General features: G+C 70.2%; 17 protein-coding genes. 9 read left to right on the top strand and 8 right to left on the bottom strand.

Annotation, left to right across the window (positions count from 1 at the left end):
• From AC1DY2_RS04885 to AC1DY2_RS04875, 3 genes are all read right to left on the bottom strand, one after another.
• Nucleotides 1–609, bottom strand: a 609-nt coding sequence (locus AC1DY2_RS04885) for a YgfZ/GcvT domain-containing protein (RefSeq protein WP_476761386.1), incomplete at its 3' end; no start/stop codon positions are given.
• Complete coding sequence (locus tag AC1DY2_RS04880) at nt 609–1,217, bottom strand: nitrobindin family protein (RefSeq protein ID WP_476761385.1); 609 nt, start codon at nt 1,215–1,217, stop codon at nt 609–611. The genes AC1DY2_RS04880 and AC1DY2_RS04885, both read right to left, overlap by 1 nt.
• Nucleotides 1,218–1,356: 139 nt before the next feature.
• A complete protein-coding gene (locus AC1DY2_RS04875; RefSeq protein ID WP_476761384.1) occupies nt 1,357–1,671 on the bottom strand; it encodes a hypothetical protein in 315 nt (104 codons plus the stop codon).
• A 77-nt stretch (nt 1,672–1,748) separates the two neighbouring features.
• On the opposite strand from AC1DY2_RS04875, the gene AC1DY2_RS04870 reads away from it, so the two are divergent.
• From AC1DY2_RS04870 to pstB, 7 genes are all read left to right on the top strand, one after another.
• Nucleotides 1,749–2,441: a winged helix-turn-helix transcriptional regulator gene (locus AC1DY2_RS04870; RefSeq protein WP_309977579.1), complete on the top strand. Its 693-nt coding sequence runs from the start codon at nt 1,749–1,751 to the stop codon at nt 2,439–2,441.
• A gap of 45 nt (nt 2,442–2,486) precedes the next feature.
• The gene (locus tag AC1DY2_RS04865; protein WP_476761383.1) at nt 2,487–4,661 is read left to right on the top strand and encodes an RNA degradosome polyphosphate kinase; all 2,175 of its coding nucleotides are present in this window, start codon (nt 2,487–2,489) and stop codon (nt 4,659–4,661) included.
• A complete protein-coding gene (locus AC1DY2_RS04860; protein ID WP_476761382.1) occupies nt 4,658–5,596 on the top strand; it encodes an NUDIX hydrolase in 939 nt (312 codons plus the stop codon). Before AC1DY2_RS04865 ends, AC1DY2_RS04860 begins: the two co-directional genes overlap by 4 nt.
• A gap of 174 nt (nt 5,597–5,770) precedes the next feature.
• Entirely contained in the window at nt 5,771–6,862 is a 1,092-nt protein-coding gene (locus AC1DY2_RS04855; RefSeq protein WP_476761381.1) for a phosphate ABC transporter substrate-binding protein PstS, read from the top strand.
• A 101-nt stretch (nt 6,863–6,963) separates the two neighbouring features.
• Nucleotides 6,964–7,902, top strand: coding sequence for a phosphate ABC transporter permease subunit PstC (pstC, locus tag AC1DY2_RS04850; protein WP_476761380.1), 939 nt, complete (start codon nt 6,964–6,966; stop codon nt 7,900–7,902).
• Nucleotides 7,902–8,999 (top strand): phosphate ABC transporter permease PstA, encoded by a 1,098-nt coding sequence (pstA, locus tag AC1DY2_RS04845; RefSeq protein WP_309977571.1) that lies wholly within the window; start codon nt 7,902–7,904, stop codon nt 8,997–8,999. The genes pstC and pstA overlap by 1 nt, the downstream gene beginning before the upstream one ends.
• 22 nt (nt 9,000–9,021) lie before the next feature.
• The gene (gene pstB / locus AC1DY2_RS04840) at nt 9,022–9,801 is read left to right on the top strand and encodes a phosphate ABC transporter ATP-binding protein PstB (RefSeq protein WP_309977569.1); all 780 of its coding nucleotides are present in this window, start codon (nt 9,022–9,024) and stop codon (nt 9,799–9,801) included.
• A 27-nt stretch (nt 9,802–9,828) separates the two neighbouring features.
• On the opposite strand, the gene AC1DY2_RS04835 is transcribed toward pstB, so the two are convergent.
• Together AC1DY2_RS04835 and AC1DY2_RS04830 are read right to left on the bottom strand one after the other, a co-directional pair.
• Entirely contained in the window at nt 9,829–10,716 is an 888-nt protein-coding gene (locus AC1DY2_RS04835; RefSeq protein ID WP_476761379.1) for an aminodeoxychorismate lyase, read from the bottom strand.
• A gap of 276 nt (nt 10,717–10,992) precedes the next feature.
• Complete coding sequence (locus AC1DY2_RS04830; protein ID WP_476761378.1) at nt 10,993–11,631, bottom strand: DNA-directed RNA polymerase subunit beta; 639 nt, start codon at nt 11,629–11,631, stop codon at nt 10,993–10,995.
• Nucleotides 11,632–12,234: 603 nt separating this feature from the next.
• Here AC1DY2_RS04830 and AC1DY2_RS04825 point away from each other — a divergent pair.
• On the top strand, nt 12,235–12,492 hold the full coding sequence (locus AC1DY2_RS04825) for a hypothetical protein (RefSeq protein ID WP_476761377.1): 258 nt from the start codon (nt 12,235–12,237) through the stop codon (nt 12,490–12,492).
• Between the two features lie 252 nt (nt 12,493–12,744).
• Here AC1DY2_RS04825 and AC1DY2_RS04820 read toward each other — a convergent pair whose 3' ends face one another.
• The 3 genes from AC1DY2_RS04820 to sigK all read right to left on the bottom strand — a co-directional run bounded on the left by AC1DY2_RS04820 (nt 12,745) and on the right by sigK (nt 15,446).
• Nucleotides 12,745–13,785, bottom strand: coding sequence for an LLM class F420-dependent oxidoreductase (locus AC1DY2_RS04820; protein WP_476761376.1), 1,041 nt, complete (start codon nt 13,783–13,785; stop codon nt 12,745–12,747).
• 102 nt (nt 13,786–13,887) lie between these two features.
• Complete coding sequence (locus AC1DY2_RS04815; RefSeq protein ID WP_476761375.1) at nt 13,888–14,871, bottom strand: anti-sigma factor; 984 nt, start codon at nt 14,869–14,871, stop codon at nt 13,888–13,890.
• Nucleotides 14,868–15,446, bottom strand: coding sequence for an ECF RNA polymerase sigma factor SigK (gene sigK, locus AC1DY2_RS04810; RefSeq protein ID WP_476761374.1), 579 nt, complete (start codon nt 15,444–15,446; stop codon nt 14,868–14,870). The genes AC1DY2_RS04815 and sigK overlap by 4 nt, the downstream gene beginning before the upstream one ends.
• A gap of 275 nt (nt 15,447–15,721) precedes the next feature.
• On the opposite strand from sigK, the gene AC1DY2_RS04805 reads away from it, so the two are divergent.
• Nucleotides 15,722–16,384, top strand: coding sequence for a fasciclin domain-containing protein (locus AC1DY2_RS04805; protein ID WP_476761373.1), 663 nt, complete (start codon nt 15,722–15,724; stop codon nt 16,382–16,384).
• Nucleotides 16,385–16,401 lie beyond the last annotated feature (17 nt).

The raw sequence follows: 16,401 nt of genomic DNA, 5'->3' as shown, positions 1-16,401 counted from the left end.
CTCGGCGAGCGCGTCGCGCGGCACGATGCGTTCGATCCAGTGCCAGTCGGATGCCGGGTGGCCGGCGTCGGCCGCGTAGCGGTGCGCGTTCGGGGCGGGCGACGACCACGGGTCGGCCCAGTCGAGCGCCACCCCCGCCGGCGCGTACGCAGGCACCGCCGCATCGAGGGCCGAGGACGACATCGCGGCGACGACCGCCAGCTCGCCCGATCGGTCGCCGACCTCGACGCGCAGCATGAACCGCATGCGGTCGAGGAAGGCGGCCAACGGTGCGGCATCCGTGCCCTCGACGATGAGCCACGCGGTCTCGCCGTCGTCGACGACGTGCACCACGTGCTCGATGCGACCGGACGCGTCGAGGAAGAGCGCCTCTGCGGCGATGCCGGGTGCGAGCCGGTCGAGCGCCTGGCTCGCCATCGAGTGCAGCCAGCTGAGTCGGTCGGGCCCGGTGACCGAGAGCACCCCGCGATCGGAGAGGTCGACGATCGCGTCGCCCCGTTCGAGGCGGCGCTGCTCGACGATGGGGTTGCCGTAGTGGCCGGGCACGCCCGCGTCGACGCCCTCGGCGGGCACGGCGCGAGGCAGCGCGAGGAAGGGCGATCCGGTCATCAGTCGACCTTCGCGAGCCGGGCGGACGCGTGCGTGCGCAGGTCCTGCCCGAGTGCGGCGATGTCCCAGGCCCACAGCAGGTGGCCGTCGACCAGGCCGTAGAGGCGGGTGGCGGCCGCGTAGTCCTTCGCGCCGGCCGTGCGCATCACGGCGTCGGTGGCGAGGTCGATGCGCGGGCCCTTGACCTGCCCGAGGTAGAGCTCGGCGACACCCCCGGGGTGCACGAGCGAGACCTCGAGATCGAATCCGCCGGTCGCATTACGCAGTGTTTCGACGGACTCCGCGTCGGGATAGCGGTTCTCGCCCACGGCGGGCAGCAGCGCGGGGCCCGGGTCGCCCTCCCCCAGCGGGCGCTCGATGCGCCAGTACCCCGTCTCGGTCGCGAGCGGCCTCGGGTCGCCGTCGGGCTCCTCGGGGAAGAGCCACGTGTACGACGTGTAGTTCAGGTGCGGCAGGCCGTCATGGCTGAAGCTCACGCGCTGGCCGAACTCATGGGTGATCGACTCGTCGCCCACCTTGTAGTCGATGACGCCCGAGCCCTCCCAGACCCCGATGAGCCAGGAGAGCGGCACGAGCTCGGCCGGAAGGTCGACGGGAAGCTCGATCATCGGATCAGCGCTGGCCCTTGAAGAGCTTGTACACGACGACGCCGCTGATCCACGCGATGGCGAGGCTCGCGAGCCCGAGCAGGCCGATGAAGAGGAGTTCGAGGGCGAGCAGCTGCGACATGGCGTCGAGTCTACCCGCTCACCCGAAGGCGACGGGCGCCACGGCGATCGCCGCGATGAGCATCACCACGGCGGCGCCGGCGATGCTCGTGCTGGAGCGCGTGACGAAGCCGCCGGGCTTGCGCGACGCGAGTTCGACGATGAGCGCGGCCAGCACGGATGCCGCGAACGCGACGCACAGCGCACCGTAGACCCCGAGCGACGAGGCGTCGCCGAACCACGCACCGGTGCCCGAGTACGCGCCGGAGACGACGAGGACCGCCCCGACCGCCGCGATGGCCCAGACGAGCACGATCCGCGGCCAGCCGCCTCGGGTCTCAGAGCCCGCTCGCATGTTCCCCCCGTTCGCGTCGCACAGCCGGTGTCCGGCGTCACGTAGTATTGACCGCACCTTACTACTGGAGGGTGTGCGTGGCGCAGTTACTGATCCTGTCGCCGGCGGCAAACGATGAGGTTCTCCCGGCGTTGTCACTCCTGACTCACCGAACGAGGGTCATCCCCGCTTCGCCTGAGCAGCTGGTCAGAGCGCCAGAATCCGATCTCGTGTTCCTCGACGCCCGCACGAACCTCGCGGGTGCGAAGGCCCTGTCGCAGATCCTTCGCACGACGGGGCTGTCGGTCCCCCTCCTGCTCATCGTCACGGAGGGCGGCCTCACCGCGGTCACGCCCGACTGGGGCGTCGACGACGTGGTGCTCATGGACGCCGGGCCCGCCGAGGTCGATGCGCGCATCCGCCTCGCCCTCGGCCGGGCGCAGTCCGCGCAGCCGTCGGAGCGCATCCAGACCTCCGGCGTCGTCATCGACGAGGCCAGCTACTCGGCGAAGGTGCACGGCCGCACGCTCGACCTCACGTACAAGGAGTTCGAGCTCCTCCGCTTCCTGGCCGCGCACCCCTCGCGCGTGTTCACCCGCGAGCAGCTGCTCAGCGAGGTGTGGGGCTACGACTACTTCGGCGGCACCCGCACGGTGGACGTGCACGTGCGGCGCCTCCGGGCCAAGCTCGGCGACCTCGACAGCCTCATCGGCACCGTGCGCAACGTGGGCTACCGCTTCAACGTGCACGAGGAAGACGACCAGGGCGCGCCGACCGTCACCGCACGTTAACGTCCCACCCCCCGCCTGCGGCGGGCCGGGTGGCATGATGAGTGGATGACCGACAGCGCCCTCGACGAAGACCGCACCGCCAGCGACTTCGACGACGACTTCGAGCCGTTCGACATCGAGGGCGCGCCCGAACTTCCCGCCGAACGCTACCTCGACCGCGAGCTCAGCTGGCTCGCGTTCAACCAGCGCGTGCTGGAGCTCGCCGAGGACCCACTGCTGCCCGTGCTGGAGCGCGCCAACTTCCTCGCCATCTTCGCGTCGAACCTCGACGAGTTCTTCATGGTGCGGGTCGCAGGCCTGAAGCGCCGCATCGTCACGGGCCTCGCCGTGCCCACCAACGTGGGCCGCGCCCCGCACGACGTCCTGAGCGACATCTCGAAGAAGGCGCACGAGCTGCAGGAACGCCATGCGGCCGCCTACCAGGAGCTCGTCAAGCCCGCGCTGGCCGAGTCCGGCATCCACGTCGTCGCCTGGTCCGACCTGGGCGAACGCGAGACGGCGCACCTGCGCGCCTACTTCTCAGCGCAGATCTTCCCGGTGCTCATGCCGCTCGCGGTCGACCCGGCGCATCCGTTCCCCTACATCTCGGGCCTCTCGCTCAATCTCTCGGTGCGCGTGCGCAACAGCCGCACCGGCCGTCAGGAGTTCGCCCGCGTCAAGGTGCCGCAGATGCTCCCCCGGTTCGTGCGCGTCGACCCCGAGGAGTCGATCGAGGACGCCAGGTACGTCACGCTCGAGGACCTCATCGCCAACCACCTGGGCGACCTCTTCCCCGGCATGGAGATCGTCGAGCACCACGTGTTCCGCATCACCCGCAACGAGGACGTCGAGATCGAGGAGGACGAGACCGAGAACCTCATCAAGGCGCTCGAGAAGGAGCTCCTCCGGCGCCGGTTCGGTCCGCCCATCCGCCTCGAGATCACCGAGGACATGGACGACGTGACCCTGGGCCTGCTCGTGCGCGAGCTCGATGTCACCGAGCAGGAGGTCTTCCGCCTCCCGGCCCCGCTCGACTTGGGCGGGCTGTTCGACCTCGCCCGGCTCGACCGGCCCGAGCTCCACTACCCCACGCACGTGCCCACCACGAACGCGCATCTGCTGCCGTCCGAGCCCAACCGGCAGGCCGACATCTTCAAGGCCGTCTCCCGGCAGGACGTGCTCCTCCACCACCCCTACGAGTCGTTCGCGACGAGCGTGCAGGCCTTCCTCGAACAGGCCGCCGCCGACCCCGACGTGCTCGCCATCAAGCAGACGCTCTACCGCACGTCGGGCGACAGCCCCATCGTCGAGGCGCTCATCGACGCGGCCGAGTCGGGCAAGCAGGTGCTCGCCCTCGTCGAGATCAAGGCGCGGTTCGACGAGCAGGCGAACATCTCGTGGGCGCGCAAGCTCGAGAAGGCCGGCGTGCACGTCGTCTACGGCCTCGTCGGGCTGAAGACGCACTGCAAGCTCGCCCTCGTGATCCGGCAGGAGAAGGGCGGCCTCCGCCACTACAGCCACATCGGCACGGGAAACTACAACCCGAAGACGAGCCGCATCTACGAGGACCTCGGCCTGCTCACCGCCGACGATCAGGTCGGCAAGGACCTCACCCGCCTCTTCAACGAGCTCTCGGGCTACGCGATCGAGAAGAAGTTCAAGCGCCTGCTCGTCGCGCCGCTGCACCTGCGCAAGGGCCTGCTCAAGCTCATCGCCACCGAGACGCGCAACGCCGAGGCCGGCCGGCCCAGCGGCATCCGCATCAAGGTGAACTCGATCGTCGACGAGGCGATCATCGATGCGCTGTACCGCGCGTCGAACGCGGGCGTGCCCGTCGACGTGTGGGTGCGCGGCATCTGCAGCCTCCGCCCGGGCATCCCCGGTCTCAGCGAGAACATCCGCGTGCGTTCGATCCTCGGGCGCTACCTGGAGCACTCGCGGATCTTCTCGTTCCTCAACGACGGCGACCCGCAGGTGTTCATCGGCTCCGCCGACATGATGCACCGCAACCTCGACCGTCGGGTGGAGGCACTCGTGCGACTCGTCGACCCCGAGCACCTCACCGAGATCGCGGCCCTGTTCGACCGGGCGATGGACGACAGGACGAGCTCCTGGCACCTGTCGGGCGACGCGGAATGGGTGCGCCACTGGATCGACGACGCGGGGCATCCGCTGGAGGACATGCAGTCGAAGCTGATGCAGCAGATCGGCCAGCGTACCCGTCCGGGGAAGCGGCGTTGACCGCCACGGCCATCTACGCGGCCGGCGCCGTGTGCTGGCGCGTCATCGACGGCCGGATCCACGTGCTCGTCGTGCACCGCACCGCGTACGGTGACGTCACCATCCCCAAGGGCAAGGTCGACCCCGGCGAGTCGCTCCCCCGCACGGCGGTGCGCGAGATCGCCGAGGAGACCGGCCTCGACGTCGCGCTCGGCGTGCCGCTCGGCGTCTCGCGCTACCCGCTGCCCAGCGGGCGCGAGAAGATCGTGCACTACTGGGCCGCCGAGGTGAGCGAACGCGCCGTCCAGCGATCGACGTTCAAGCCGAACTCAGAGATCGCCGCCCTCGAGTGGGTCACGGTGAAGCGGGCCCGCGGCTACCTCAGTTACGAACCCGACGTCGAGATCCTCGACACGTTCGCGAAGCTGCTCGACCAGGGCGTCACGAGCACCTTCCCGCTCCTTCTGGTGCGGCACGGCAAGGCCGTCTCACGGGGCGGATGGAAGGGCACGGATGCCGCGCGCCCGCTCGCCGAGCGCGGCGTGCAGCAGGCGGCCGCGCTCGTCGACACGATCACGGCGTGGGCGCCCCGGCGCATCGTCACGTCGCCCGCGGTGCGTTGCGTCACCACGGTCGCGCCCCTCGCCGCCGCCACCGGCATCCCGATCAAGCGCGACGAGGGCATCAGCCAGGACGCCTGGGAGTCGGGCAACGACGAGGTGCGCCGCGTCGTCGGCAAGCGCGTGCGCGCGGGCAAGCCGGCCGTGATCTGCGGACACGGTCCCGTGCTGCCCGAGATGGTGCGCGAGATCGCCTTGGCGACGGCCACGCCGCTCGGTTCGTACGTGACGGATGCCGCGGGGCTCGAGCCCGGCGCCTTCAGCGTGGTGCACCTCTCGGCCACGAACTCCGGCTCGGGCATCGTCGCCATCGAGACGCACGCGCCCCGCGCCTGACGCGGTCGCGCGGGCGGCTTCCGGGGAACTCCCAGCCCGCGGCATCCGTGCGACAGGGCTCGTTCACCTGCCGTTTACCGTCGTGGCGGAAGCTCGTAAGGCGCGCGGCTTAGCGTCGCAGGCGGGCCGGCACCCGGCCCATCCCCTGCAATCAGAACCCCGGAAGGGAATCACGTGAACCTCAAGCGTTTCGGCGTGCCCGTCGTCGTCGCCATCACCGCGGCGATCGCGCTCAGCTCCTGCGCCGCGAACGAGGGCGGCACCGCCGCCTCGGAGTCGGCCTCGTCGCTCTCGGGCAACCTCGTCGGCGCCGGCGCGTCCTCGCAGGATGCCGCACAGCAGGCGTGGATCGCCGGCTTCCAGACGGCCAACCCCGACGTGACGATCGACTACGACCCCTCGGGCTCGGGCGCAGGCCGCGAGACCTTCCTCGAGGGTGCGAGCGACTTCGCCGGCTCGGACCGCGCGTTCAAGGACGAGGAGATCGCCGCCGGCGGCTTCGCCAAGTGCGCCGCCGACACCTCGGTGGTCGAGCTGCCCATGTACATCTCCCCCATCGCGGTGATCTTCAACGTCGAGGGCGTCGACACGCTCAACCTCGACGCCGCGACCATCGCGGGCATCTTCGCCGGCACCATCACGAACTGGAACGACGAGGCCATCGTCGCGCTGAACCCCGACGCGACGCTGCCCGACCTGGCGATCACGCCCGTGCACYGCTCCGACGACTCGGGCACCACCGAGAACTTCACCGACTACCTCGGCGCCGCGGCTCCCGACGTGTGGACGTATGAGGCCGACGGCGTCTGGCCGTTCGAGGGCGGCGAGGCCGCACAGGGCACCTCGGGCGTCGTCGACGCGGTCACCAACGGCACCGGCACCATCGGCTACGCCGACGCCTCGCGCGCCGGCGACCTGGGCACCGTCGCGGTGCAGGTCGGCGACGACTTCGTCGAGTTCTCGCCCGAGGCCGCCGCGGCCATCGTCGACGCCTCGCCCGAGGCCGAGGGTCGCGCCGACGGCGACATCGCCATCGAGATCGACCGCACCTCCGAGGAGGCCGGCGTCTACCCGATCGTGCTCGTGAGCTACATCATCGGCTGCCAGGACTACGAGGACGACGAGAACGTCGAGCTCGTGAAGTCGTACTTCTCGTACATGGCCAGCCCCGAGGGCCAGAACGTGGCGGCTGACGCCGCCGGCTCTGCGCCGATCTCGGACAGCCTGCGCGAGCAGATCACCGCTGCGATCGACTCGATCCAGTAGTAGGTTCGTGCCCGACCCCGACGTTTCCTCATGAACGCGACGGGGTCGGGCACGGTCATGTCCCACGATCCACCATCACCTGAACTCGAGGATCACGCCAGATGAGCACCGCCACCACCGCCATCAAGGCGAAGCAGCGACCGGGCGACCGGGTCTTCTCGGGCTCCGCGGTCTTCGCGGGATCGATGATCCTCGTCACGCTCGCCGCCGTCGCCGTCTTCCTCATCGTGCAGAGCCTTCCCGCGCTCGTCGCGAGCCACGAGGACGCGTCGATCCTCACCGACAACTTCTGGAACTACGTCGGTCCCCTGCTCTTCGGCACGGTGTGGGCCGCGGCCCTCGCCCTGCTCATGGCCATCCCGGTCTCGATCGGCATCGCCCTCTTCATCTCGCACTACGCGCCGCGCCGCCTCGCCTCGGTCCTGGGCTACATCGTCGACCTGCTCGCCGCGGTGCCCTCCGTGGTCTTCGGCCTCTGGGGCATCGGCGTGCTCGCCCCGGCGGTGCAGCCGGTGTACTCCTGGCTCGTCGACAACTTCGGCTGGTTCCCCCTCTTCGCCGGCCCCGTCTCGGGCACCGGCCGCACGATCCTCACCGCCGCCATCGTGCTCGCCGTGATGGTGCTGCCGATCATGACCGCGATCTGCCGCGAGGTGTTCCTGCAGACCCCGGTCCTCCACGAGGAGGCCGCACTCGCGCTCGGCGCCACCCGGTGGGAGATGATCCGCACCGCCGTGCTGCCCTTCGGCCGCTCGGGCATCGTCTCCGCCGCGGTCCTCGGCCTCGGCCGGGCGCTCGGCGAGACGATGGCCGTCGCCATGGTGCTCTCCGCCAGCGGCGCGGTCACGTTCAAGCTGCTGACCTCGGTGAACCCGTCGACGATCGCCGCGAACATCGCCCTGACGTTCCCCGAGGCCTACGGCATGAACGTCAACGTGCTCATCGCGACGGGCCTCATCCTCTTCATCGTGACCTTCGTGGTCAACGCCATCGCACGCTGGATCGTCAGCCGCCGCAAGGAATTCTCGGGAGCCAACTGATGTCCGTCACGACGAAGCCCGAGCCCACCGCCGTCGCGGTGCCCATCGAGAACTCCCTGACCGCCGGTCGCCTGCCCACCCCCGCACCGTGGATGATCCTCGGCGCAGCCATCCTCGTGGCGGCCGCGATCTTCGGCGTGCTCGCCCTCGCCGACGGCAGCGGATTCAATTGGGGCGGCGCGCTGCTCGTCGGCGCCGTGCTCTACATCCCGTCGATCTGGCTCTTCTCGATGCTCGTCGAGGGCCGCCGGCGGGCGATGGACCGCCTCGTCACGGCGCTCGTGACGGGTGCCTTCGTGCTCGCGATGATCCCGCTCATCTCGCTCACCATCACCGTCATCACGTTCGGGCTCAACCGGTTCGACGCGGACTTCTTCACGATGTCGATGCGCAACGTGACCGGCGAGGGCGGCGGCGTGCTGCACGCGATCGTCGGCACCGTGCTCATGACGGGCACCGCGGCGATCATCTCCATCCCCATCGGCCTGATGACCTCGATCTACCTCGTCGAGTACGGGCGCGGCCGCCTCGCGCGGGGCATCACGTTCCTCGTCGACGTCATGACCGGCATCCCGTCGATCGTCGCCGGCCTCTTCGCGTACGCCCTGTTCTCGATCTTCCTGGGGCCGGGCACCCGCACGGGCATCGCCGGCGCCGTCGCCCTGTCGGTCCTGATGATCCCCGTGGTCGTGCGGTCGAGCGAGGAGATGCTCCGCCTCGTGCCGAACGAGCTGCGCGAGGCGGCCTTCGCCCTCGGCGTGCCGAAGTGGCTCACCATCGTGAAGGTGGTCCTCCCGACGTCCATCGCCGGCATCACGACCGGCATCATGCTCTCGATCTCGCGGGTCATCGGCGAGACCGCGCCGCTCCTCATCGCGGCGGGGTTCACGCAGAGCATGAACTGGAACCTGTTCGACGGTCGCATGTCGTCGCTGCCCGTCTTCGTCTACACGCAGTACGCCAACCAGGGCAATCCGCCCGAGGCGTACCTCGACCGCGCGTGGGCCGCCGCGCTCACCCTCATCCTCATCGTCATGGCGCTGAACCTCATCGCCCGTCTCGTCGCCAAGTTCTTCGCACCGAAGTTCGGCCGCTGACCCTCCCCCAGTAAGGAAATCCGTGTCAAAGCGCATCGAAGTCCGCGACCTCAACGTCTACTACAGCAAGTTCCTCGCTGTGGAGGGCGTGAGCCTCGAGATCGAGCCCCGCAGCGTCACCGCCTTCATCGGCCCGTCGGGCTGCGGCAAGTCGACCTTCCTCCGCACGCTCAACCGCATGCACGAGGTGATCCCCGGCGCGCGCGTCGAGGGCGAGGTGCTCGTCGACGGCAACAACCTGTACGACCCCGACGTCGACCCGGTGCTCGTGCGGCGCCAGGTGGGCATGGTCTTCCAGCGACCCAACCCGTTCCCCACGATGTCCATCAAGGAGAACGTGCTCGCGGGCGTGAAGCTCAACAACCGGCGCATCTCCAAGACGGATGCCGACGACCTCGTCGAGAAGTCGCTGCGCGGCGCCAACCTCTGGAACGAGGTCAAGGACCGCCTCGACCGCCCCGGATCGGGCCTCTCGGGCGGCCAGCAGCAGCGCCTCTGCATCGCCCGCGCCATCGCGGTGTCGCCCGAGGTCATCCTCATGGACGAGCCGTGCTCGGCGCTCGACCCGATCTCCACGCTCGCGATCGAGGACCTCATCGAGGAGCTCAAGCTGCAGTACACGATCGTCATCGTGACGCACAACATGCAGCAGGCCAGCCGCGTCTCCGACAAGACGGCGTTCTTCAACATCGCCGGCACCGGCAAGCCCGGCAACCTCATCGAGTACGCGGACACCACCACGATCTTCTCGAACCCGACCGTGCAGGCCACCGAGGACTACGTGTCGGGCCGCTTCGGCTGATCACCGCCCCTTCGCCGACGGCGACCGTCAGTCGCGCGGGCTCAGCAGGTACGCGTTGAGGTCGCGCGTCTCCTCCACGTCGTAGGGCATCGGCTGCCCGTCCAGCTCGGTGATGCCCGCGGCCAGCCGCACGCTCGACACGAGCCACGCGGCATCCGCCGACCTGAGCTCGTCGACGGGGATGTCGCGGTACTCGGTGCGCCGACCGGATGCCTCGAGGTGCTCGAACAGGCTCAGCTGGGTCGTGCCGTGGAGGATGGCGCCCGAGGGCGCGGGGGTGGACCAGACCTCGCCGTGCCGGAGGATGACGCTCGAGGTCGGGCCCTCCATGACGTAGCCGTCGCTCGTGACGAAGATCGTGTCGTCCGCGCCACGGCGGCGCGCCTCGCGGAGCGCCGCCATGTTCACGGCGTAGCTCAGCGTCTTCGCCCCGAGGAGCAGCCAGGGTGCGCGCTCGGCGGTGCCGCGGTCGTAGCCGCGATCGAGCGTGACGACGCGGATGCCGCGCTCGCGCACCGCGCTGAAGTCGGCCGCGGGCGCCACGTGCAACCACGCGGTGGGCGCCGGCCCGTGCTCGACGCCACGGCTCAGCACGAGCTTGAGCGCGAACTCGCCCGTCACCGGAAGGCTCGCGACGGCTCGCGCGATGGCCGCCTCCCATTGCGGGAGGTTCGGCTCGGGCAGCTCGCAGATGCGCGCCGAGTTGCGCAGCCGCTCGAGGTGCGGCCGGGCCTCCTGCGGGTGGCCGTCGACCACGCCGATGGTCTCGAAGATGCCGTCGCCGYGCTGCGTCGAGAGCTCGCCCACCCGGAGCGCGGGAGCCGAGGCATCCACCTCGCGGAACGTGCGGTCGAGATCGGTCGCGGGGGCGTCGGCGGGCAGCGGTTCGATCAGCAGGGTGAGCGTGTCGGGCATCCTCCGATGCTACGCGGACGAGCCGGTGCCGGGAGGGCCGAGCCGGGCCGAAAGGGATGACGACCGGGCGTCGGCCGCGCCCGGGCATGGAAATGCCGGGCCGCAGAACGCCTCTCGGCGCGAGGCCGCTCGGAGCGGCGAATATTGGAGCCCGGGGTTACTGCGGCCCGGCACATCAAGTGTAAACGAGGTCGGGGGGTGGTTCATTCCCGGGTGCGCGCCGTCGAGGCATCCGCGTGCCGAAGCGGCGCGGTCGGCTCAGTCCAGGGCGTCGACTCAGTCCAGGGCGTCGCGACGCCAGAGCCGGGCGCACGAGGACAGCTCGTCTGCGAGCTGGGTGAGGCGCAGCGCCCGCTGGGTCAGCTCGCCGGGGCGATCGGGGTGCACCGCGTCCGCGGCATCCGCATCGTCGGCGAGGCTCGTGAAGCCGGCCGCTACGACCCGCGAGAAGGCGGCGGCACGGTCGAGCGCCACCGCGAAGTCGCCGGCGAAGAGCCCGTGCAGGATGCGGTCGGCGAGCTCGCGCACCTCGTCGGGACCGGCCGGCACCGGTGCGCCCGCGACGACCTGGTCGATCGTGTGCGAGACCTCGGTGCCGCGCTGGAACGCCAGGCTGATGCCCAGCGGGTCCTGGCGGATCAGGGTGCGCAGCAGGTAGACCCGCCAGAGCGCCCCCGGCAGGCTCTTCGCCGACGCGTGGGACCAGAGCTCGGCGATCGCGTCGATGCCGTGCTCGTCGGTGTAGGTGACGAGTCGCTCGACCACCGCCGGGTCGGGATCGGCACGCACCCGGGACAGGATCGCGGCCGCGGTGTCGTGGGCGACCCGGCTCACGTGAGCCGGATCCTCGGCGCCGAGGTAACCCTCGAACATGCCGTTCGGGAAGCGAGTGGGTCGATGGAAGTCGGAAGCCATTGCGGCAAGGCTACTCGCCTCGGCTGGACGAGGGACCGGCATGCGGCTCCTGTTAGGGTGGTCGATGCCCCTATAGCTCAGTTGGTTAGAGCAACGGACTTCAACACAACAATGGAGCGCCAGCGCCGAAATGCGCTGGATGACCGCCGCTATATGCTGGAACGCCCTGAGAGCCGGCCGTACTCGCCTCGTTCGCACGAGGCAGTGACAATCGGACCGGATTGGGTAATCAGCAGGTAACCGCAAGGGAACCTCAGAGACTACACGCGGCGCACCTGAACGATCCGGTCGAAGGTGAAGATATAGTCCAGACTGCAAGCCGCCACGGCGGTGGCTGGGGAAACCCAGTGCAGCAGGTTAATCCGTGGGTCCAGGGTTCGAGTCCCTGTGGGGGCACCGCAATATCGCATCTCGCCTGAGGCATGTCAAGGGCCTATCGAACGCCCCAAGGCCCCGCGTAGAACTGTAGTCACGGGTCGCAAGACCCGGACAGGCGGGCCGGGCCGACCGGCGCAGCGCAATCGACCACGCGCATCCCAGGACGTGTCGGTCGGTGCCGGTCCGCCATGAATGAACCGCGGATTCGATGGGGAATGGTGCGAGATGCTCGCCCGACAGGAAACGCAGACCCGCTCCCACGTGGAGCTCATGCCGCTCAGTCCGACCACGTGGCGCGTGTGCAACGACCGTTATGCGGACGGTGACCTCAGGCGCGTCGTCGGCTACCTCCAGACCATCGACGACGGCTACGAGATGCTGTGGATGCGTCCACGTCCGGGAGTGGTCTACCGCTACGCGACCATGGATGCCGCGGTGACTGCGATCGCCGCCCGGCTCGAGCTCGTCTCCGACCCCGACTGACGCGGCCCGACTCCCCGGGGCACCGCCCGACGGGAGTCCGGGTCACGTGGAGGACTCGGACGTCCCCGTCACGGCAGCTCCTCCCCAGGTTCCCCTTCCCGCACGGCGTCGAGCGGGTGACAACACGGTAGCCCCGCAAGCCCGCGGCCGAAAGGGGCATCGGCCGATCGACCGTGCGCGGAACGCCGGTATCCCGGTGCGGTTGTGGACCCCCGCAGTCGAAACCGTCGAAGCGATGTGCCCGAGCGCAGGTCAGCCGACGAGCGCCCGGAACCCCGACATCAGCGCGACGCGCTCGGCCGAGTCGCGAGCCAGCGGGGTGACCGACAGCGTGGTGACGCCCGCGGCACGGAACGCCTCGACCCGTTCGGCGACGTACGAGGCCGGACCGATGAGCGACACCGCGCGTACGAGCTCATCGGGCACTGCGGCGATGGCCTCGTCACGACGGCCCTCGAGGTAGAGGTCCTGGATGCGCGCCGCCTCCGCCTCGAAGCCGTAGCTCGAGATGAGGTCGTTGTAGAAGTTCTTGCCGCGGGCGCCCATGCCGCCGACGTAGAGCGCCAGCTGCGGCTTCACGAGCGGCAGCACCGCCTCGGGACGATCGGTGATGGCGAGCGCCGGGCTGGCGAACACGTCGAGCGGGGCCAGGTCGGCGGACCGCTTGGCGGCGCCGGCCGCCAGCGCCTCGCCCCACACGTCGCCCGCCCGTTCGGGGTGGAAGAACATCGGCAGCCAGCCGTCGGCGATCTCCGCCGTCTGCTCGACGGACTTGGGGCCCAGGGAGGCGATCGTGATCGGGATGCGCTCGCGCACCGGGTGGTTGATGAGCTTCAGCGGTTTGCCCAGCCCGGTGCCCTCGCCGGCTGGCAGCGGGATGCGGTACTTCGCACCGTCGTGCACCACCGGCTCGCGCCGCCAGGTCATGCGGCAGATGTCGACGATCTCGCGGGTGCGGGCGAGCGGTGCGTCGTAGCGCACCCCGTGGAATCCCTCGATCACCTGGGGCCCGGATGCCCCGATGCCGAGCTCGAAGCGTCCGCCGGAGACGTAGTCCAGGCCCGCGGCCGTCATCGCCGTGAGCGTGGGGGTGCGCGTGTAGAGCTGCAGGATGCCCGACGCGAGCGTGATGGTCGACGTGCGCGCCGCGAGGAAGCCGAGCTGGCTCACCGCGTCGAACGAGTAGGCCTCCGGCACGGCGACGAGGTCCACGCCCGCCCGCTCGAGCTCGGCCACCTCATCGGCGACCTCGCGGAATCCGCCTGCGTAGCTCAGGAACATGCCGACGCGCATCCATCACTCCTCGTCGTGTGCTGTGACCCGGCGTGGTGTCGACGGGCACCTCAGACCATAACCGAGGACCGGCCCGCGGCCGCGTCGCTTGTGGGGACCCGACTACGTGGCGATGACGACGATCGGATCGGTGGTGGGTTGCGCTGAGCCGCCCTCTGGCTCGACCGTGACGCCCACCGCGACCCCGGGGCTGAAGGAACCGTCGAGCACGCGCCACGTCTCGCCGCCGTTCGCGTCGAACGTGCCGGCGGCCGCGGCCCCCGAGTCGTCGATGTACCAGAGCTCGTAGGTCTGGCCGGCCTCGAGGGGCGGCAGTCCGTCGACCACGACGCCCGACCGGCCCTTCGCGGCCGAGGTCACGAGCGTGATCTCGCCGCCGCCCGGAACCTCGTGGGTCTGCGACTGGGCGTCGGGCGCTGAAGCGATGGCGTCCATCTCGCGCTGGGCGCCCCACCCGTTCGGCCCCGACCATCCGACGCCGAGCACGATGCCGGCGATGAGCACGACGGCCGCCGCGGCCGAGACGATGACGGCGACGGGCCGCTGGAACCACCGGCGGTGAGCGGCGGACTCGACCGGGCCCGGCGCATGAGCCGCGGGCGGCGGGGATGAGGCGGGGGCGGCCGGCGACACGTCATCCGGAACTGACACGGCATCCGGAACCGACGGGACATCCCGAATCGACGCGACATCCGGAGCCGACTCGACATCGCGAACCGGGGCGGCGTCGACCGACGGGGCACCCGTGACCGACGCGGCCGCCGTGACGGGAGCCGAGGCCACCTGCGGCCTCGGCTGCCCGGGCGCCTGTTGCGGCGTGCGATCGAGCGCGGCCATGAGGCCCGCCTTCAGCGACGGCGGCGGCGCCACGGCTTCGGTCTGCTCGGCGAGGTGGGACGCCGATCGCGCGTAGGCGTCGACCTCCTCGCGCAGTTCGGCGGAGTCGGCGAGCACGCGCTCGAACGCGACGCGCTCGTCGGGGTCGAGCGCGTCGAGCGCATAGGCCGCCGCGAGCCCCCGGTACGCCTCGACGGAGGCGGGTCGGCGATCCGAGCCGTCGTCGGGTCGATCCTGGTCGTGGCTCATGTCGTCACCCCCAATGCCGTGCGGAGCCGGATCATGCCGTCTCGCAACCGGGTCTTGACCGTGCCGAGCGGCACCTGGAGTCGTTCGGCGATCTCGCTCTGGGTGAGGCCGCCGTAGTAGGCGAGCCGCACGCACTCGCGCTGCAGGTCGCTCAGTTCGCCCAGCGCGCCTTGGACGCGCTCGTGCTCGACGCTCGTCTCGGCGGCCTCGGCCACCGTGTCGACGGGTACGTCGAGGTCGCGCACGCCGATGCGGAGGTCGCGATCGCGCGACGCCTGGGCCGAGCGGATGCGGTCGACGGCGCGGCGATGCGCCATGGTGAACATCCACGAGAGCGCGTTGCCCTTGTCGGCGTCGAAGCGGGCGGCCGACTGCCAGATCTCGAGGTACACGTCCTGGGTCACCTCCTCGGCCTGCGCCGGATCCACGACCAGGCGGCGGATGAGGCCGAAGAGGCGCGGCGCCGTCTCGTCGTAGAGCGCACTGAACGCGACGCGGTCACCGCGCCCGACGTGAGCGAGCAGTTCGTCGATCGTCGGGCGCGACGCCGACGTGCGCTCGCCGTCGTCTGCCATCTCGTCAAGCATGACAGATCGCTGCTGCGGCGCGGCACCGGTTGCGGCGCGCGCCCGAGGATGGGCCAGTGCACGGCTCATCCCTCGGCGGGGGCTGGGGTGGTCACGGGGGTTCCTGCTCTCTCGGGTCGTCGGTGATTCGCAGCCGACGGCCGATCCGATTGGTCGGATGCCGCCGCACCCCGATCGGCGATCGGTCCAATCCGTTCCCGAGCCCACGCCGAACCCCTCGCATCGGCCCCGAACGAGGCCGACTTCCACGAAGGAGTACACCGATGCGATCCTCGTCACGCAGCACTCGCACCGCCATCGCCGCCGCCTCGATCGTCGCCCTCGCGACGCTCGGGCTCGCCGGCTGCAGCATGAGCGGAAGCGCCACCGAGAGCGAAGAACCCACCATGTCCGAGTCGGCCGAGCCCACCGAGGAGGCCATGGCGGATCCCGCGGCCGACCTCGTCGGCCCCGGCTGCGCCGCCTACGCCGAGCAGGTGCCCGACGGCGCCGGGTCGGTCGAGGGCATGTCGCAAGACCCCGTCGCGACGGCCGCGTCGAACAACCCGGTGCTGACCACCCTGACCGCGGCGGTCTCGGGACAGCTGAACCCCGACGTGAACCTCGTCGACACCCTGAACGGTGACGAGTTCACCGTGTTCGCCCCGGTCGACGACGCGTTCGCGAAGATCGACCCGGCCACGATCGAGGCGCTGAAGACGGACTCCGCGACGCTCACGAGCATCCTCACCTACCACGTGGTGCCGGGCCAGCTGACGCCCGATGACGTCGTCGGCACCCAGACCACCGTGCAGGGCGGCACCGTCGAGGTGACCGGCTCGGGCGACGACCTCATGGTCAACGACGCCAAGGTGATCTGCGGCGGCGTGCACACGGCCAACGCGACGGTGTACCTCATCGACACGGTGCTCATGCCCCCCATGTAGCACCGACCGTGCGAACG

This window comes from Agromyces sp. P1_H4, assembly GCF_056405255.1.
The sequence above is the reverse complement of the archived record's forward strand: the minus strand, read 5'-3'. Positions and strand labels throughout refer to the sequence as shown.